The sequence below is a fragment of the Aeromonas sp. QDB31 genome (assembly GCF_027707605.1).
Classification (GTDB): Bacteria; Pseudomonadota; Gammaproteobacteria; order Enterobacterales; family Aeromonadaceae; genus Aeromonas; species Aeromonas media.
Window position 1 is genome coordinate 59599 of record NZ_JAPCIX010000020.1, and the last position, 20479, is coordinate 80077.

General features: G+C 55.3%; 11 protein-coding genes. 9 read left to right on the top strand and 2 right to left on the bottom strand.

Annotated features, from left to right (window positions below):
* Positions 1-357 precede the first annotated feature (357 nt).
* The 8 genes from PG898_RS17095 (at position 358) to rmf (ending at position 13534) form a co-directional block, all read left to right on the top strand.
* A complete protein-coding gene (locus tag PG898_RS17095; protein ID WP_270824642.1) occupies positions 358-5199 on the top strand; it encodes an NAD-glutamate dehydrogenase in 4842 nt (1613 codons plus the stop codon).
* A gap of 46 nt (positions 5200-5245) precedes the next feature.
* The gene (gene pyrD, locus PG898_RS17100; protein WP_270824643.1) at positions 5246-6256 is read left to right on the top strand and encodes a quinone-dependent dihydroorotate dehydrogenase; all 1011 of its coding nucleotides are present in this window, start codon (positions 5246-5248) and stop codon (positions 6254-6256) included.
* An 85-nt stretch (positions 6257-6341) separates the two neighbouring features.
* Positions 6342-6878, top strand: coding sequence for a cell division protein ZapC (locus PG898_RS17105; protein ID WP_270824644.1), 537 nt, complete (start codon positions 6342-6344; stop codon positions 6876-6878).
* Between the two features lie 283 nt (positions 6879-7161).
* Complete coding sequence (rlmKL, locus tag PG898_RS17110; protein WP_270824645.1) at positions 7162-9333, top strand: bifunctional 23S rRNA (guanine(2069)-N(7))-methyltransferase RlmK/23S rRNA (guanine(2445)-N(2))-methyltransferase RlmL; 2172 nt, start codon at positions 7162-7164, stop codon at positions 9331-9333.
* Complete coding sequence (locus PG898_RS17115; RefSeq protein WP_270824646.1) at positions 9333-9563, top strand: glutaredoxin family protein; 231 nt, start codon at positions 9333-9335, stop codon at positions 9561-9563. The genes rlmKL and PG898_RS17115 overlap by 1 nt, the downstream gene beginning before the upstream one ends.
* A 68-nt stretch (positions 9564-9631) precedes the next feature.
* On the top strand, positions 9632-11542 hold the full coding sequence (gene uup / locus PG898_RS17120) for an ATP-binding cassette ATPase Uup (protein WP_043131835.1): 1911 nt from the start codon (positions 9632-9634) through the stop codon (positions 11540-11542).
* A gap of 8 nt (positions 11543-11550) precedes the next feature.
* Positions 11551-13197, top strand: a complete 1647-nt coding sequence (locus tag PG898_RS17125) for a DUF3466 family protein (RefSeq protein ID WP_270824647.1) — start codon at positions 11551-11553, stop codon at positions 13195-13197.
* 157 nt (positions 13198-13354) lie between these two features.
* Complete coding sequence (gene rmf / locus PG898_RS17130; protein ID WP_005315693.1) at positions 13355-13534, top strand: ribosome modulation factor; 180 nt, start codon at positions 13355-13357, stop codon at positions 13532-13534.
* 83 nt (positions 13535-13617) lie between these two features.
* On the opposite strand, the gene fabA is transcribed toward rmf, so the two are convergent.
* Together fabA and PG898_RS17140 are read right to left on the bottom strand one after the other, a co-directional pair.
* Positions 13618-14178 (bottom strand): 3-hydroxyacyl-[acyl-carrier-protein] dehydratase FabA, encoded by a 561-nt coding sequence (gene fabA / locus PG898_RS17135; protein WP_005329590.1) that lies wholly within the window; start codon positions 14176-14178, stop codon positions 13618-13620.
* A 78-nt stretch (positions 14179-14256) separates the two neighbouring features.
* The gene (locus PG898_RS17140) at positions 14257-16233 is read right to left on the bottom strand and encodes a Lon protease family protein (protein WP_043131841.1); all 1977 of its coding nucleotides are present in this window, start codon (positions 16231-16233) and stop codon (positions 14257-14259) included.
* A gap of 758 nt (positions 16234-16991) precedes the next feature.
* On the opposite strand from PG898_RS17140, the gene PG898_RS17150 reads away from it, so the two are divergent.
* Positions 16992-20300 carry a P-loop NTPase fold protein gene (locus PG898_RS17150; RefSeq protein WP_199252963.1) on the top strand — a complete coding sequence of 1103 codons (3309 nt, stop codon included), beginning with the start codon at positions 16992-16994 and terminating at the stop codon, positions 20298-20300.
* Positions 20301-20479 lie beyond the last annotated feature (179 nt).

Below are 20479 nucleotides of genomic sequence, written 5' to 3' on the forward strand. Positions count from 1 at the left end.
CGTCCTATAGAGGGGAATACGCCTGCTTGCGACGCCAAATACAGGACGATGAACGCCAGGCTAGCCCGAAACGCATAAATTAACAAAACATGAACACAATTCCGGGTAAATATCTGCTTTAAGTCACTATCTATCCGGTTAATCGACTAACAGCCAGTGCGATTTTCTAAATTTTAGCGACTTGGCAAAATTTATCACAACCCAAGCCGTGATCTGCCCCTTGTTTTTAACATCCCGTTATCACCTTTGCTCGCCTTCCTTGATCCAACTCATTACACTTCGCAGCAACTCTGTACCGGCGCACATCCTGGGTGGATGTCGCCGTGTCTGTGATGTCGTCCGATAAGGAAACTAGCAATGGCATTGAAAGACGCCCCTACCTCAGTTCTGCTCGAAAACGTTCTCAGCCTGATCCATCAGAAATTGCCCAAGAACAGCGCCTCCCTGGTCGAATGCTTCGTCGCCAAGTTCTACGGCAACATGGCGAGCACCGACCTGCACGATCGCAATGACAGCGATCTCTACGGGGCGGCGCTGAGCCTGTGGAATGCGCTCAACCAGCGCACCAGCACAGAGCCCTATATCCGGGTCTACAACCCCGAGCTGACCCGCCACGGATGGCAGTCTCCCCATACCATCGTCGAGATCATCCTGCAGGACTCCCCGTTCCTGGTGGATTCCATCCGCATGGCCCTCAAGCGTCGGGGCATCACGGCCCACATGATGTTGCACCAGCCGCTGCACCTCATTCGCGGCAGCGAAGGCAAGATTGGCGCCATCCTGGATCTCGACAATACGGCTTCCCAGACCTCGGTCGAGACCGCCTTCCTCATCGAGATCGATCATCTTACGGATGAGGAGCAGATGGATGCCCTGACCGCCGAGCTCAACTCGGTGGCGAGGGAAGTGGCCCTGGCGGTCGGGGATTGGCAACCCATGCTGGGTCGCCTGAACGAGATCATCGAGGAGTTGCCCAAGCGCAAGAACCCGGTCAGCCAGGCCGAGGTGGACTCCTGCGTCGCCTTCCTGAAATGGGTCGCCGCCCACAACTTCACCCTGATGGGCTATCGCCGTTATGACGTCAAGGCGGTGGAGGGGGATCACGAGATCCTGCCCCAGCCGGAATCCAGCCTGGGCCTGATGAAGAACTCCATCAAGGACGAAGGCCAGCGCCTGGGCAGCATGCCCGCCAGCGCCCGTCACGCGGCCCTGAGCTCTGACTTGCTGATCCTCACCAAGTCCAACGCCAAGTCCCGGGTACACCGTCCGGCCTATGTGGATTACATCGGCATCAAGCGCTTCGACGAACACGGTAAAGTGGTGGGGGAAGATCGCTTCATCGGTCTCTACGCCTCCTCCATCTACAACACCAGCGCCACCCAGATCCCCCTCATCAGCCACCGCCTTGAGCGCATCATGGCCTCCTCCGGTCACGAGAAGGGCTCCCACGCCTACAAGGCGTTGCTCAACGTGCTGGAGACCTATCCGCGCGACGAGCTTATTCAGGCCCGTGAAGAGGAGCTGCTGGCCACCGGCCTCGGCGTGCTGGAGATGCAAGAGCGTGACATGCTGCGCCTGTTCGTGCGTCGCGACGTCTACGGCCGTTTCTTCTCCTGCATGGTCTATGTCACCAAGGAGCGCTACAACACGGCGCTGCGGGTCAAGACCCAGCAAATTTTGCAGAAGTATTTTGGCAGCAGCTTTGATGTGGAGTTCAACGTCTACTTCACCGAAGGCGTGCTGGCACGGACCCACTACATAGTGCGGGTCAACAACAACAACGTGGATGTGGATGTGAACGAAGTACAGAACAACCTGATTGAAGCGGCCCGCAGCTGGGACGACCGCCTGGACTCCGTGCTGCTCTCCCATTATGGGGAAGCCCGAGGCAACGAACTGCGCCGCCGTTTCAGCACTGCCTTCCCTCGTGCTTACAAGGAAGACGTGCTGCCGGGCTCTGCCGTGGCCGACATCATGGCCCTCGATGGCCTGAGTGAAGCCGAGCCGCTGGGCATGCTGTTCTACCGTGCCCAGGAAGAAGAGAACGATCGTCGGGTGCGTCTCAAGCTGTTCCACCGCACCGAACCCATCCACCTCTCCGACGTCTTGCCCATGCTGGAAAACATGGGGCTGCGCGTCATCGGTGAGACGCCCTATCAGGTGCGCACCCCGAGTGGCGAGATCTTCTGGATCCTCGACTTCTCCATGCTGCTGCGCGGCGATCAGCCGTTCGATCTGGCCCAGAGCCAGCAGCGCTTCCAGCAGGCCTTCGCCGCCATCTGGAACAAGACCCTGGAAGATGACGGTTTCAACCGCCTGGTGCTGGGGGCCGGTCTCACCGGTCGCCAGGTCTCTGTGCTGCGCGCCTATGCGAAATACATGCGCCAGACCGGCGTCTCCTTCAGCCAGTCCTATATCGAGGAGACCCTGACCCGTTATCCCGACATCGCAGAGCTGCTGTTCACCCTGTTCGAGCAGCGCCTCAACCCCGCGATCAAGCAGGATGCCAAGGCCCAGACCAAGCTGCACGAGCAGCTCGCCGCCAAGCTGGATCAGGTGGCCAACCTGGACGACGATCGCATCATCCGCCGCTACATGGAGATGATCGACGCCACCCTGCGCACCAACTACTACCAGCCGGATCAGGAGGGTCAGGCCAAGCCCTACATCTCCTTCAAGCTGGCCCCCTCCAGCATCACCGACATGCCGCTGCCGCTGCCGAAATTCGAGATCTTCGTCTACTCGCCGCGGGTGGAAGGGGTGCATCTGCGCTGGGGCAAGGTGGCCCGTGGTGGCCTGCGCTGGTCCGATCGCAAGGAAGATTTCCGCACCGAGGTGCTGGGTCTGGTCAAGGCGCAGCAGGTGAAGAACACCGTCATCGTGCCGGTCGGCGCCAAGGGCGGCTTCTATTGCAAGCAGATGCAGGCGGGGGCGCCCCGTGCCGTCATCCAGGAAGAGGGCAAGGCCTGCTATCGCCTCTTCATCCGCGGCCTGCTCGATGTCACCGACAACATCATCAAGGGGGAGGTGATCCCGCCCAAATCCGTGGTGCGTCACGACGAGGATGACTACTACCTGGTCGTGGCCGCCGACAAGGGCACCGCCACCTTCTCCGACATCGCCAACGAGATAAGCCAGGAGTATGGCCACTGGCTCGGTGATGCGTTCGCCTCCGGCGGCTCGGTCGGTTATGACCACAAGAAGATGGGCATCACGGCGCGCGGCGCCTGGGAATCGGTCAAGCGTCACTTCCGCGAGATCGGCGTCAACTGCCAGACCACCGACTTCACCTGCGTGGGGATAGGTGACATGGCCGGCGACGTGTTCGGCAATGGCATGCTGCTCTCCGAGCACACCCAGCTGGTGGGCGCCTTCAACCACATGCACATCTTCATCGACCCGACCCCCGATGCGGCCAGGAGCTTCGTCGAGCGGCAGCGGCTGTTCGAGCTGCCGGGTTCGAGCTGGGATGACTACAACCGGGAGCTCATCTCGGCAGGGGGCGGCATCTTCCTGCGCTCCGCCAAGTCCATCAAGCTGAGCCCGCAAATTCAGACCCTGCTCGGCACCGACAAGGTCAGCATGGCCCCGAACGAGCTGATCAAAGCGCTGCTCTGCCTCAACGTGGACCTGCTCTGGAACGGCGGCATCGGCACCTATGTGAAGAGCGCCCGCGAGAGCGACGCCGACGTGGGGGATCGCAGCAACGACGTGCTGCGGGTCAATGGCCGTGACCTGCGAGCCCGCATCGTGGGCGAGGGCGGCAACCTCGGCTTCACCCAGCTTGGCCGGGTGGAGTACGCCAGCCAGGGCGGTCACATCAACACCGACTTTACCGACAACGTGGGCGGGGTGGATTGCTCCGACAACGAGGTCAACATCAAGATACTGCTGAACCAGCTGGTGGCCGCAGGCGACATGACCCTCAAGCAGCGCAACCAGATGCTGTACGAGATGACCGACGACGTGGCCCAGATCGTCATCACCAACGCCTATCGCCAGTCCCAGTCCATCTCGGTCACGGCGTTCCGTGGCGCCGAGCAGTTGAAAGAGCAGCAACGCTTCATTCAGGGGCTGGAGCGCGAAGGCAAGCTGGACCGTGCGCTGGAGTTCCTCCCTTCCGACGAAGAGCTCTCCGAGCGGATGGCGGCAGGGCAGGGGCTGACCCGTCCCGAGCTGGCGGTGCTGGTGGCCTACGGTAAGATGGTGCTCAAAGAGCAGCTCAACTGCCCGGAAGTGACCGAGGAGCCCTTCCTCGCCAACATGCTGGTCACCAGCTTCCCGGCCCAGTTGCAGCAGCAGTTCGGTGCCGAGTTGGCTCAGCACCCGCTGCGCGGCGAAATCATCGCGACCCGGGTGGCCAACATGCTGGTCAACGACATGGGGCTCAACTTCGCCAGCCGGATGAAGGACGAGACCGGTGCCTCGGTGGCCGAAGTGGCTTGCTGCTTCGCCATGGCCCGGGAGGTGTTCGGTCTGGGTACCCTGTGGCGTGACATCGAAGGGTGTGACAACCTGGTGGACGCCAACACCCAGCTCGAGCTGATGTTCTACAGCCGCCGCATCGTGCGCCGCGCCACTCGCTGGTTCCTGCGCGCCCGCAACCGCACCTGGAGCATCGGCGAGAACATCGCCTTCTTCCGTCCGGCCTTCGAGACCCTGGGGGAGCACCTCTACGAGGTGATGGACGAGAGCGAAGTGGCCGAGCATCGCCAGGCCGTCGCCGCCCTGGTGGCCAAACAGGTGCCGGAAGCCATCGCCCGTCAGGTGGCTCACATGAGCAGCCTGTTCTCCAGCCTGGATCTGGCGCAGATTGCCGCGGAGCACAAGACCGACATCCTGCGCGCCGCCAACGTTTACTACCGTCTCGGCGCCAAGCTCGATCTGCACTGGTTCCTCGAGCAGATCAACCATCAACCGGTGGGCAACCACTGGCAGGCGATGGCCCGGGCCTCCTTCCGCGAAGATCTGGACTGGCAGCAACGCAGCCTCACCTCAGTGGTACTGGAAGGGTGCAAAGAGCAGGGAGAATGCGCTACCATACTGGCCGACTGGATTTCGGAGCATGAGCAACTCTTGTCCCGTTGGACCCACATGTTGGCCGACTTCAAGACCACGAGCACTCACGAGTTCGCCAAGTTCTCGGTGGCCTTGCGAGAGTTGAACCTGCTCCAGTTGAATTGCCGAACCTCGGCATAACCCCAAAAGCCCCGGCCAGTTGCCGGGGCTTTTTTAAGGAGCAAACATGCTGTACCCCCTCGCCAGGCATTTTCTGTTCAAACTCAATCCCGAACAGGCACACGATCTCTCCATCAAGTATTTGCCCCGCCTTCTCGGTACACCGCTCGATTGTTTCTTCCGTCATTCACTCCCCCAACGCCCCGTCACTGTCATGGGGCTTAATTTTGCCAATCCGGTGGGACTGGCGGCCGGTCTCGATAAAGACGGGGAGTGTATCGACGCATTTGGTGCCATGGGGTTCGGTTTTATTGAAGTAGGCACTGTGACCCCCAAGCCCCAGAGCGGAAATGACAAGCCGCGGTTGTTCCGGGTAATTCCGGCGGAAGGGATCATCAACCGGATGGGATTCAACAACAAGGGTGTCGATCATCTGGTGGCCAAGGTGAAAGAGGCCAAATATCAGGGGGTGATCGGCATCAATATCGGCAAGAACAAGGACACCCCCATCGAGCAGGGCAAGGACGATTATCTGATCTGCATGGACAAGGTTTATGATCATGCCGGTTATATTGCCGTCAATATCTCTTCCCCCAACACCCCGGGGCTGCGTTCGCTGCAATATGGCGATGCGCTCGATGAATTGCTGGCTGCCCTCAAGGTTCGCCAGCAGGAGCTGGCCGCGCAATATAAGAAGTACGTTCCCCTTGCCGTTAAAATTGCCCCCGATCTCAGCCTGGATGAAATTAATCAGGTTGCCGCCTCCTTGATCAAAAACGGGATCGATGGGGTCATCGCCACCAATACCACCTTGGAGCGCGACATGATTTATGACATGCCCCATGCCGGTGAAGCAGGGGGCCTCAGCGGTCGTCCGCTCCAGCACAAGAGCACAGAGGTGATCCGCCTGCTGGCAAAGGCCCTTAATGGGGCTCTGCCTATCATAGGGGTGGGTGGTATTGACAGCGCCATGGCCGCCCGGGAGAAATTAGCGGCGGGTGCCAGTCTGGTCCAGATTTACAGCGGCTTTATTTATAAGGGCCCGAGTCTGGTCAAAGAGATCGTTACCCATATTTAAAAGATAACCGGTTGCCCTTATTTAAAGTTGCTCAAATTCTCGACATGGAATAAAGTCGAGGAACGGCTTAAGTAAGGGCAACTCCATGTGTATTCAACCCAATGACAATTGGCAGTGGCATTATGATGCTCAGGATGACCGTCTGATGCTGGATTTATCCGATCGCATGATATTCGCCACCGAATATAAGGGGCGACAACTCGTTCCCAGCTCCTTCACGACCCAACCTTTTTGTGTCGACGATGCCGCCCTCTATTATCAGCTGATGGACAAGGCCGCCGAACTCGATTGGAGTGTTCCCCATCAGGTTCAGCTGGTACTCAATGCCATCGCCGTCAGCCGCTTTTATAAACCCCTGATGCCACAAAGCTGGTTCTTTCATGAACAGCAGACTCACTTTATTCCGGATATGGGCGCCCTGGTGTGGATGGAGACTCCCCATGGCAGGGGAGAGTTCATGGTCATCGAGGCCGGCGATCAGGCGAGTGTCTGCCTGAACCTGACCGAGGAATTGGTGCTGACCGCCAGCAAGATCCTGCCTAGGTTCGCGGTGATCAAGGTGATGAATAACCGGATGCAGACCAGGAGCCGTGCCCAGGCACAATATCGACAGGTCAGCTGATACTGCCTCTGATCGTTATTTTTGGTTGATATTCATACGCCTTCGAAATAACCGACACCGGTTATTTATCGCTCGTCTCTCCTATGCCGTTGCGGCACCTTCCTTGAGTCATTTCGTCGCCGTTTGGCGCATGCCCTTCTGCGCTGGATATTGCGCTGCATCGTCTTGCCCGCGCCTCTGTGCTGGCGACAAGAGCAAGAACGGAGGGGATTGCGCCGGCCAGCCCCTTTATATTCGCGCGAACCCCAAGGTTCGGATGCCGAGTGCGGGCCGATAAGGTATAATGCGGCACTATTTTTATGGCATCCCCGTGAGCGTGATGAAAGAATTTTTTGCAACCTGCCCCAAGGGGCTGGAAAACCTGCTGGCCGTCGAGCTGACCACCCTGGGCGCGGAGCAGGTCCGTGAGACCGTGGCCGGTGTCCATTTCAAAGGCGAACTGGCCATTGGCTACAAGGCCTGTCTGTGGAGCCGTTTTGCCTCCCGCATCGTGCTGGTGCTGTCCGAATTCCAGATGAACGACGATCTGGATCTCTATCTCGGTGCCCACACCATTCCCTGGGAAGAGCACTTCCCCGGCACTGCCACCATCGCCGTGGACTTCACCGGTACCAACCCGGCCATTCGCAACACCCAGTACGGCGCGCTGAAGATCAAGGATGCCATCGTTGATCGCTTCATCAAGCGCGGCCACGTGCGCCCGGACGTCGACAAGAAGTCGCCGGACATCCGCATCATGGCGCACCTGGGCAAGGGCAAGGCCAACATCACTCTGGACCTGTCCGGCCCTGCGCTGCACCAGCGCTTCTACCGTCAGGGTACAGGCGAAGCGCCGCTCAAAGAGAACCTGGCCTGCGCCATGATTGCCCGCAGCGGCTGGACCGGCGAGCCCATGATGGACCCTATGTGCGGCTCAGGTACCTTGCTCATCGAAGCGGCCTTCATCGCCGCCGACATGGCGCCGGCGCTGCGCCGCGAACGCTTCGGTTTCGATCGCTGGCTGCAACACGATGGCGAACTGTGGCAGAGCCTGATGATGGAAGCCCAGGTGCGCGCCAAGCGCGGCATGCAGCGCTGCGAAACCAAGCTGTTTGGCTGCGATGCCGACCCCCGCGTGCTGATGAAGGCGCGCGACAACGCCAAGGCGGCCGGGGTGGCCCACCTCATCACCTTCAAGCAGGCCGATGTCACCGCGCTGGAAAACCCGCTGCCGATGCCTGCTGTGGAAGGGGAGGCCCGCGAGATCGGCATGCTGATCTCCAACCCGCCTTATGGCGAGCGTCTTGGCGAGTTCCCGGCGCTCCTGGAAGTGCACCAGGCCCTTGGCGATGCCCTGCGTCGCAGCTTCCAGGGCTGGAAGGTCACCATTCTGTCTGCTTCCCCTGAGCTCCTGAGCTGCCTGCGCCTGCGGGCCGACAAGCAGTATCGCCTGTTCAACGGCGCGCTGGAGTGTCAGCTGCGCAACTACCAGATTGCGCTCGACTCCGTGGCCTCCCAAAAAGAGGTGGCCCAGGACTTTGCAAACCGCCTGCGCAAGAATCTGAAGGCACTCGAGAAGTGGGCCAGCAAGGAGGGGATCGACTGCTATCGCCTCTATGACGCCGACTTGCCGGAATACAACGCCGCCATCGACCGCTATCGGGACTACCTGGTGGTGCAGGAGTATGCCGCGCCCAAGGACATCCCCGCCCAGAAGACCCGGCAGCGTCTGCTCGACATGGTGCAGGCCGCCATCAAGGTGACCGGCATGGACGGCGAGAAGGTGATCCTGAAGGTGCGCGAGCGTCAGGAAGGCAAGCAGCAATACCAGAAGCTGTCCGAAGAGCAGCACCGGATGGAGGTGCAGGAGTACGGTGCCCGTCTGTGGGTCAACCTCTACGACTACCTGGATACCGGCCTCTTCCTCGACCACCGTCAGACCCGTCGCATGCTGGGTCAGATGGCCAGGGGCAAGCGCTTCCTGAACCTGTTTGCCTATACCGGCAGTGCTACCGTGCACGCAGGTCTTGGCGGTGCGAGCGAGACCACCACGGTCGACATGTCCCACACCTACCTCAACTGGGCGCAGGACAACATGCGTCTCAACTCGCTGGTGGGCCGTCAGCACAAATTCGTCCAGGCCGATTGCCTGAAGTGGCTCTCCGAGGCCGAGGATCAGTACGATCTCATCTTCATCGATCCACCCACCTTCTCCAACTCCAAGCGGATGGATGAGAGCTTCGACGTGCAGCGGGATCACCTGCTGCTGATGCAACACCTCAAACGCCTGCTGGCGGCGGACGGCACCCTGGTGTTCTCCAACAACAAGCGTCACTTCAAGATGGATCTGGCCGGTCTCGAGGCCGCAGGCCTCAAGGCCCAGAACATCACCAGCAAGACCCGGCCGAAGGATTTTGAGCGCAACCAGCATATCCACAATTGCTGGATCATCACCCACGCCGAGACGCAGGCCTGATGCTGACCCTGTTTCACACCGACGGCTGTCACCTGTGCGAACAGGCCTGGGCGCTGGTGGAGGAGGCTGGTTTTGCCGCCAGCACTCGCCAGTGTGACATCCTGGAGGACGAACAGTGGCTGGCAGCCTACCGGGTGCGCATCCCGGTGCTGCGGGATGACGCTGGCCGCGAACTGGGCTGGCCCTTCACCCTGGCACAGCTCAAGGGCTGGCTTGCCCGTCAGGGGTGAGACTGATTTGACGATGAAACGGGGGCAGAGTCTGCCGCCCGTTTTTTCATAAGTAACAAGGAACAAACATGGCACTTTTGACATTGCACGGCGCTTGTCTGTCGTTCAGTGATTTCCCGCTGCTCGACAACGCCGAGCTGACCATAGAGCGCGGCGAGCGCCTCTGTCTGGTGGGCCGCAACGGGGCGGGCAAGTCCACCCTGATGAAGGTCATCGCGGGCGAGCTGTCTCTGGATGACGGCCGTCTGGTGTTGCAGCAGGACTTGAAGGTGACCCGTCTCGAGCAGGATCCGCCCGCCTCGAGCGAGCTGACCGTGTTCGACTATGCCGCTGAAGGGCTGGCCGGGGTGGGGGAGCTGCTCAAGCAGTACCACCACATCTCCCTGGAGCTGGGTCACGATCCCTCCGACGCCAACATCCGCAAGATGAGCGAGTTGCAGGAGCAGCTCGACTACCAGAACGGCTGGCAACTTGAGACCCGCATCAATCAGGTGTTGACCCTGCTGGGGCTGGATCCCGACGTGACCCTCGACAGCCTCTCCGGTGGCTGGTTGCGTAAGGTGGCCCTGGCCCGTGCGCTCGCCTGCGACCCCGATCTGCTGCTGCTGGACGAGCCGACCAACCATCTGGACATCGACGCCATCAACTGGTTGGAAGAGTTCCTCAAGGATTTTCGCGGCGCCATCGTCTTCATCTCCCACGATAGGGAGTTCATTCACAAGCTGGCGACCCGGATCATCGATCTCGATCGGGGCGCCATCACCTCCTGGCCCGGTAATTACGATCAGTACCTGCAAGGGAAGGAGGAGTGGCTGCGGGTCGAGGAGCTGAAAAACGCCGAGTTCGACCGCAAGCTTGCCCAGGAAGAGGTGTGGGTACGCCAGGGCATCAAGGCCCGCCGCACCCGCAACGAAGGCCGGGTGCGCGCCCTCGAAGCGATGCGCATGGAGCGCAGCCAGCGCCGTGAGCTGCAGGGCAAGGCCAAGCTGCAGATGGACGACGTCAACCGCTCCGGCAAGCTGGTGTTCGAGACCGAAGGGCTGGGCCTCGACTTTGGCGATCGCACCCTGTTCCAGGGGCTGGATCTGCAGGTGCTGCGAGGCGACAAGATTGCCCTGGTCGGCCCCAACGGCTGCGGCAAATCCACCCTCATCAAACTCTTGCTGGGTCAGCTCGAGCCGAGCCGCGGGCGGGTCAAGGGCGGCACCAATCTGGAAGTGGCCTATTTCGATCAGTACCGCGAGCAGCTCGATCCCGAGCAGACAGTGGTGGACAACGTGGGGGAGGGCAAGCAGGAAGTGATGGTGCGTGGCCGCTCCCGTCATATTCTGGGCTACCTGCAGGACTTCCTGTTTGAACCCAAACGGGCGCGGACTCCGGTCAAGGCCTTGTCAGGGGGCGAGAAAAACCGTCTACTGTTGGCCAAGTTGTTCCTCAAACCCAGTAACTTGTTGATTCTAGATGAACCAACCAACGACCTGGATGTCGAAACGCTGGAACTTTTGGAAGAACTGCTGACCGATTATCCAGGTACCCTGCTGCTGGTCAGCCACGATCGTCGCTTCATCGACAATACGGTGACCGGCTGCTGGCTGTTTGAAGGAGACGGGCGGATCAGCGATTATGTGGGCGGCTATGCCGACATGATGGCCACCCGCGCCCTGCAGAGTCAGCAACAGGCGGCCAAGGCAGCTGCGGCCAAGGTGGCAGAGCCTGTCGCGTTGGCGGCTGAGCCGGCGAAAAAAACACGCAAACTCTCTTACAAGTTGCAACTGGAGCTGGATAATCTGCCAGCCCGGCTGGAGCAGCTGGAAACGGAACTCGATGCCCTGCAGGCGGAGATCAACCATCCCGGGTTCTTCTCCCTCCCGGCCGAGCAGACCCAGTCCAAACTCGATGCATTGCATGCGGCAGAGTCCGCATTGGAACACGCCTTCTCCCGTTGGGAGGAGTTGGAAGCGTTGAAACATCAAGACTAAGGAAGTAGATGAAAAAGCAATTATCCATGCTGGCCATCCTGGTCGGCGCCAGCCTCAACGCGCAGGCGGCACAAAGCCCCTTCTTCACCATTGTCGATGACGAAGTCAAAGGATATGCCAGCGGGATCAGTGCCGATGGCAGCGGACTCATCGGGATCAACACCAAGAACAACATGGCCGAGTACTTCTCGACCGTGCGCTCTGCCGACTTCCTGGTCGATCGTTTCCGCTTTGAGCAGGGCTGTTTCCTCTCAAGCTCCGTCTGTGACTCCTTCTGGAATGACAACCCCGGGTTTGCCTACCAGTGGCGCCGTGACTTCCTCGATGGTGTCGATCAGCGCAGCGGCGTCGGTTATGTCGTCAGCAGTGAGACAGATGGTCTGGTGACGGCACTGGGTGAGACACCGTACACCCAGGTGGGCTACAAGATGAATGGCAAATTGCGCACTGCCTTTGCGGTCGCGGGGGATGGCAACACGGTTGAGCTGAAAGATGCCGCCAGCACCCACAGCCTGAGTGTCCCGACCAGCATCAAGAAACTGGACAACGGTCAGTACCTGGTGACCGGCACGGCCGCCAGCGGCAAGTACCGCCACAACGTGGGCGGTGACTTCTATAACTGGTGTTTCGCAGGCAATGACGACGAATACGGCGACTTCCGTTACTGTCCCGGGGTCGATACCCAGGCCAGCTTCTGGCTGCTCAATGGCTCAGGTGGCTTCAACAAGCTGATGCAGGCCAGTACCTATGGCCGTCAACGCGACGAAGTGCTGCAGACGGCCTCTGCTTTCGGTGCTGCGACGTTCAATGGCACCCTGTACGGCGTGGGCTACAGCTCCACCGGTGAAGTGGGTTCGGGGGATCTCGACGGCCGCAACCTGGCCAGTTACTGGACCCTGGATCTCAATGCCGGCACCGTGGGTACCACCAAGATAATCCCGCTGCCCGATGGCGAGCCGGGCAAGGATGACAGTGTGCTGCAAAATAGCTGGGCGGTGTCTGTCAACGAGAATGGTTATGTGATCGGCAACCAGCGTTACAGCATCAACAAGGGTCAGAACCGTCCGACCGAGATGTTCCTCTTCAATCTGAACAATCCGAGTTCGTCGGCAACCATACCCTTGCAGGACAAGCCGCTCTCCGGCTCCGGCTCCGAGGGCGCGGCCATCAACGATCACAACATGGTGGTCGGCTGGCGTGACTCCCGTCATCAGACCCAGCCTGTGGCCAACGGCACGAACCGCATGCAGGAAGCCTTCCTGCTCAATGCTGCCTCCCCGAGCAACAACTGGTACCTGAACGACCTGATCTGTGGTCTGGATGATGCCGGCGCCAAGCAGTGTGCCCAGAATGGCAAGTATTACCATATTGCTTACGCCAGCGGTATCAGCAGCGATGGCACCATAGCCGCCACCGCCTATCGCTATAACAGCGAGAGCGATCTGAACCTGCGTACCAACGCGACCGTGGTTGCCGTCAAGCTGACGCCCGCCGTGGCGGACTATCAGGGCAACACACCGGCCAACTACGTGGTCAGCAATGCGCCGGTCAACAACCAGACCGGTCAGGATGGTGAAGATGGCGGTGGTGGCAGCCTGTTCTGGTTGACGCTGCTGGCCTTGCCCTTCGCCTGGCTGCGCCGTTACCAGCGATAAAAAGTGTGTCATCAAAAATTAATGCAGTTCAGTATCTTGTGTCACAACGTCTGAATAGCATGGAATTTTTTGTTTGACCCTGCTTCCCCCCTGGGGTAAAGATGAAAGCGACCGGTGAAAACTTGGTCGCTTTTTTGTTCCACGAAGAGGGTCGTAGATGATGAAGAGACAGAAACGGGACCGTCTGGAGAGAGCTCGCGCTCGTGGTTATCAGGCTGGCGTAGTCGGCAAACAGAAAGAAGCGTGTCCGTATCAATGCCTGGATGCCAGAGGGCACTGGCTTGGTGGTTGGCGCGACGCCATGGAGGGGCGAGGCTCAGGCCTCTTCATGAAGTAACCGAGACTTCATCACTCATTACAAAAGGAAAGGGGCCATGGCGGCCCCTTTACGTTGTCACTCTCTGACCGGGTCAGAGCAGATCAGAATGCGGTGGTGTCTTTGAACAGGCCCACTTTCAGGTCGGTCGCGCTGTAGATGGGACGACCATCCACCTCGACCACGCCGTCGGCAATCCCCATCACCAGCTTGCGGTTGATGACGCGTTTGAAGGTGATCTTGTAGGTCACTTTCTTGGCGGTCGGCAGGATCTGGCCGGTGAATTTCACCTCGCCTACGCCCAGAGCGCGTCCCTTGCCCGGACCGCCTTTCCAGCCCAGGAAGAAACCGACCAGTTGCCACATGGCGTCGAGACCCAGACAGCCCGGCATGACGGGGTCGCCAGGGAAATGGCAGTCGAAGAACCAGAGATCCGGAGTGATATCGAGTTCGGCCAGGATTTCGCCTTTGCCGTGCTCACCACCGTTGTCATTGATCTTGACGATGCGATCCATCATCAGCATGTTGGGGGCGGGCAGTTGGCTGTTACCCTCACCAAATAATTCGCCACGGCTGCAGGCAAGCAGCTCTTCACGGGTAAACGACTCTTTACCTTGTTCACACAGGGAGAGGCGGGGATTAGTGGTGTCGTTATCTAGGGTCACGCTGTTTATCCTTCATATGGGTCAAAGCCGGGTCAATTTAGCTTACAGTTGTTCGCTAAACAACTCCGATCACTTTATTTAGAGGCCGAATAGACGGCCCAGCAGGCTGCGCAGCACGCCACTCTTGGGGGCAGTGCCATTGAGTTCATCCAGTCTGTCCTGGATCCGGCCAAACAGGGTGTCCGGCATATCAGGCTCTCCGGCCACACAGCCGGTCAGCAATTCGATGGCCTCTTCCACATGATCCACCGGGTGGATATGGAACTGACCCGCTTCGACGGCGGCAATTACCTCATCGGAGAGGTTGAGCTGCTGGGCGTTGGTACCGGGCAGGATAATGCCCTGCTTGCCGGTGATGCCATGGATCTTGCACACCCGGAAGAAGCCTTCGATCTTCTCGTTGACGCCACCCACAGCCTGCACGTTGCCGAACTGATCGACCGCGCCGGTCACCGCGAAACGCTGGGAGATCGGTTGGCGGGCGAGGGCAGAGAGCAGGGCGCACAGACCTGTCAGGGAGGCGCTGTCGCCGTCAATCTCGTGATAGGACTGCTCGAACACCAGGTTTGCCGAGAGCGGCGAGGGGTTCTCTGCGCCGAACTTGTTGGAGAGATAGCCGTGGATGATCATCATCGCCTTGGCGTGAATGTGGCCGGCGAGCTCAGCCTTGCGCTCGATGTCGGCCACGTCGCCATCTCCCAGATGCACAGTGGCGGTCAGTCGCACCGGTTCACCGAAGTCATAGGGATGACCGGCCACCTGGATGACGGAGAGGCCGTTGATCTGGCCCACCTCTTCACCGTCGGTCTGCAGCAGGATCTGGCCATCGATGACCCCCTGATCGGATTGCTCCACCAGGTAGTTGAGACGGTAATCCTGCTCCTCCAGGGCGAGCAGTATATGCTCGTCGGTCACCTTCTCCGCCTCCAGCTCCCGAGCCAGGCTGTCGGCCATGCGCATGATGGCGCTGAGCTGCACCTCCGAGAGGGAGAGCCACTCCTGATGGTCACAGAGACGACTGGCATGGCGACACAGGGCGAGGAGGGCACCGGGAGTGAAGTCCAGCAGGTTCCAGCGCAGCCGCAGCCAGGCCAGGTATTGCAGAAACTCGGGCAAGTCCTCTTCGATGTTCACCTCGGACACCAGATCGGCGCGCAGGAAGATGCGCTCGGACATGTCCCTGTCCAGCATCTGGAACTCGGCCACATCCAGCCGGTCGCCCACCAGGATCAGTTTGAACCGGATAGGCGTGGCCTCTGGGGTGAAGAAGGGGGTCAGAGTCTTGCCTTCCTGATAGGCATTCCAGTCCAGCTCGCCTTTTTGCATGGCGTTCTTGAGCTTGAACCAGAGATGGGGCTGATCGAGCAGCTCGTCGAGTTGCAAGATGAGGTAGCCGCCGTTGGCTTCCCGCAGCAGGCCCGGCTCCAGCAAGTGCTGATTGGCATAGACGGAGCCTTGCTCGGTCTGGTAGTTGATGGAGCCAAACAGAGTGTCCCAGTTCAAGTCCCGGCCATAGATGACGGGGGCTTGCTGCTCTTCGTGATGGATCAGCAGGTTGATGAGCACCGGGTGCTGGAATTCGAGCCCCTGGGCCACGTGCGCCGCCAGATCGGAGAGAAAGTCCACGATCTTGGGGTCATTTTCCTGCTTGCGGATGATGCGGGTGACCAGGCGCTCGGCATCCAGATGATGGCTCATCAGCTTGAGCAGTTCACCAACCATCTCGCAGAATTCAAACCCGGTACCGGGTTGCAGGCGTAGCCAGATGGGCTTGAACGGGTTGTTGAGGTTCTCGGTGTAGCAGAGATCGAACAGGTCGCCATCCTTGCCATTGGAAGAGGCGATCAAGGTCTGGCAGACACTCTCATAATCTGCACCCGGGAATCCGTTGAGCAACATGACCGGGCAGTCACCATCAAAACTGGCCAGTCGCTTGATGCCGGAAATGGCTCTGGGTTGCAGGGCGGCAAAAGGGATGGGTTCGAGCTCGCTGAGCGTGGGGAACTGCTCAATCGTGAAAGCGGGTTTTAATTGTTCTGATGTTAATTCAGCCACTTAAGACATCCGGTCGGGGATAGGATCAATTGTTTCCATTATACACAGTTCAATTGGCGGTAACAGGAATCAAGCATACGTCATTTAACTAATGTCTGCTAGATAGCTAGTACACAAGCCAGAAGGTAATGTAAGGCATTGATCATTAATGATTAACATCTAGTTTCCATCGATACTAATGTATGGTGATTCATGTACTGGTGGCTTATGACTACATATTAAGGTTCTTTAATAAAAGGAGTACATGTAATTAAGCTATCCCAAAGAAAAATAAATCTTCCTCAGTGTCAGTTATAAAATTCGTAGTTTTATTCCATTGTTAAATCTCTTTGGGGTACCTCCTAAAATGGTGTCTAGGGCAGGATCGTCTACTGGGGCGGGGCAGTCCAGTGTGGAAACCTCCACGATAGTGTCACACCGAGAGCTTCATTTAATTTCTCAAGCGAGAACAGGTCAAACGCAGGTTTAACTCGACTAGGGAGGAGGATCGCTACCACGAATTTGATTATATCGAGATGTTTTTCAACCCAATTAAGTGCCCTCATTATAATGATGGATTAGCACCTGTTAGTTTGAAAACTCGCTCAATCTTCAGCAATAAAGAGTCTTGAAATATGGGGCGATTGAGTCAATCAAGTTGCAGATACTCACTCGATTTCAGTAACAAGGCCATGGTATGCTATATGAAACATGTAAGGTTCACCGTTGAGGTATAAGATTAAATGGATACGAGCAGACGCTATCAGAATGAAGAGCCCGTGGATACTGATCTCTTCAGCGGACAAGGACATAAACAAGTTGCCGATGCCATTGCAAAGGTGTTACATAGCGAGAATAACCATCATATCATAGGGATTGAGGGTAACCTAGGGTCTGGTAAAAGTACTGTCATCAACATTTTAAAACATCAAATAGAAGCTGATGGTTTCCATATCGTGACGTTCGACGCTGACCAATACCATAAAAATCTCAAGCCTGCTTTAATTAAAACCATTAATGCTGAACTAAGAAATCTTTTCAACAAAAAAAATAGGGTTCAACTTAATCTATTGCAGAAAACGGTAGAGAAAGCACTAGGACAACGTCTCGAATACACAAAAGATACCCAAAGTCATATTTCATTAATCGCCATAATATTTGGTTTCTTGCTAGCTGTTTCCGCTTTGCAATTACGTCCTAGTCTGACATTTTTATTCGATCTATTTGGTGAGAAAGACGGTTTAAGCATTACATCTGGTATCGTATCGTGGCTACTCTTAGTTTCACCGGTTCTAGCCTGGGGGTACATTTACTTATTTAGGCCTAATATTAACATAGGTGACTTGGTTAAGCGTAACAGCAAGGATGTTATTACCGAAGTCATTAACATTAATAAAGAAGTTGGCTCAATAGAATTGAGAGAAGCTTTTTCTACATTTGCAGATATTATCCCTATGGGAAAAACGTTGTTGCTTGTAATCGACAACATTGATCGTATAGCACCAGATATAGCTCGCGAGCTCTGGAGTGACATAGAGATTTTGACATCCTTAAGAAATGAGCGCTTTCGTATTCTACTGCCTTATTCTGAAGAGCACTTGGCGAAGGCCCTAGAGAAAAGTGCTGTTGACGAGAGTCAATCTGGACGTGAGTTCATATCAAAAAGAATTCCTGTTCCATTTTCAGCTCCTCCAATCGTGACCACTGGATGGCGAGAACAATTTGATGTGTATTGGTCTGAGACGCTTCCTGACATTGATGGTAAAGATGGGGCAAAGTCATTAATCGACATTTGGATTAACAAAATCACTCCCCGCTTTCTTAAGAGTTTAGTGAATCGGATTGGAGCCAAAATTGATAGTTGCCCTGAAGGCAATGAATCCCTCAATGGAACTTGTTGCGCAGCATACATACTAGTTGTTAGAGACAGCGGTGTCCCGATAAATATGCTACTAAGCAATCCAGATGAGCTTGTTTCCCATAAAGAGGATGATGAAGCGTTTAAAGACACAGTCAGAAAATTATCTGCAACCCATAGGGTGCTAAAAAAATATAGTGGTGAAAAACAAAATTGGTCAAAACAAATCGCTGCTTTGCACTATCAAACATCATTCCAAGTAGCAGAGAGTGAACTCATTGCAGAACCAATTAGAGTTGCAGTTAATACACAAAATGCTTCGGCTCTAATTACACTGAAACCATTACTTGGTTTCGATGTGTTTTTTAAACAACAAATCGAAAAAACGGACTCATCCGATTTGGTGAAGATTGCAGCGACTCTATTGGATGAGGACGCGGGACAAGAATTGGTTAATGAATATTTAATTGATATCAATCACGAATTGAAAGGTGATACAACTAATATTCCTTATGAGTTTGATAAAGATCTTGTCGCTAGTTTTGGGCGCCTTAGAACAAATGGTATCGAAATAAATTTAACACCTATAAATTTAAGGCAAGAGTTGGTTACTAGTAAAATAAAAGTAATTTGGAATATACTTTCCAGCTTGGATTCTCCAACACTAGGCACATCACCCAACTCAATAAGTGAATTACAACGCCTCATCAGAGATTGCTACGCTTACTCATGTATCACAAAGACAAAACCATATTTTATTGGGGCACCAAGTGCGAGTTTTATCGTTAATGCACTTTATCCAATAGCACGAGATATTAACGAGTGGGATATTGAAGCCATAATTAATAAAGCAACGTTTACTCCTATCGTTAAAGAGGCTTGTCTTAGAAACGAATATGTTGAATATGAAGCCTCTATTTTCACTGTTTTACTTGAGAGGTATCGTTTGGGTGACTTGCGGAATTTTAGTATTCAATATTTACTCGATAACAATAAGATTAGTGATATTCCACGTAATGTGGATGTGATTCCGTTCTCCAAGAACTGGCATAATTCAAATAAGAAGTCCTTAGCTCAGAATCTTGTCGCGGAACTGAGTGAGACAATTCATAACAAAAAATCAGAAGAAAAAGACATAGCTAAGTTAGCTGCTTGTTCAGTTGTCGCTGTAATAAACGCATTCTTACCAGTAGATCATGGTTCTTTTAGAAATCATGATGCTCGTCAAGATACCACGATAACTGCCCTCCAATGTGTTAGCACCATTGTTAGCAGCCATCCACAGTGCAAAGATTATATTCTTAACTATCTATGTACATCTAAATATGAGCAAATAATGAAATGGTTAAAGCAACCGGAGTTTGGTCACATAATATTACCGCATGTCGAAGTCATGATCATACGTGGACGTATCTATAGTGCCATTGCTGAGTCAATAACCGCTGATGACTATTCATTCATCAGCATTAATAAGCGTACACTCACGAATGAACAACATGTTAACTGGGTTGGGGGTTGGCATGTGCATATAAAAGATATTCCACCTCAAGAGTGGTCTTTGGAACTGATAGATGACGTTATTAATTATGAGCAAACTGAGCTACTTGAAATATTACTGAACTACTTTGATAATGAAGCTTGTACACAAGCTGATTGGTTGAATAGAATTAATCAAGCTGATGTAGTAACAGAGAGAATGGTTGGTTATATGAATGATAAGGGACTGATACTAAATCATTCACAAGCTCTCGTGAACGCCTTGAAGGAGATTCCTAACACAAATGATGACTACAGTCAATTTCTTGTTAGTAGGTTGACAACACTACTGGAGCCACAAAAGAAAGGGGCGGTAACTAGAAGTTTGAATGTCGCATTTTTCAAACAAACTACGACTCATGAGCAACGTTGTCGGTCAATTCACTATTTCTCTAGCGCCATAACAATGCCTAACATTAATGGGAGAGAGATGGCACAAGAGGTTACTGATTTAATTGAGCATGCTGCTGGCTACGACAATAAGGAAGTTTTGCAGTGGTTGATATCACAACCAATTTTAAAATCTGGTTGGTGCATTGATACTTGGGTTTTGGAAGATCTTGAAGCTCTTGGTAGTACGCTTACATCTATCGAGTGTGATCAAAAGGAACGATTATTAGCAGTGGTTAATGAGCGTCTTGGTGATATAAATGAAGATACTGATAATGATGACACTGAACTAGCTATTGCATAGTTTGTACAGATTCAGTTACCCCCTGACACCGGCCTTAAACCGGTGTTTTTTTCGCTACTTTAGAGCGAATCTTCTTTGGTCAATTTCAGACCCTTCTTGAACGTAACTGTTCACCCAGATGGCATTGACAGGAAAAAGTGAGACGATCATCCCTTGATCCACTGTTGCCCCTTGCCTGA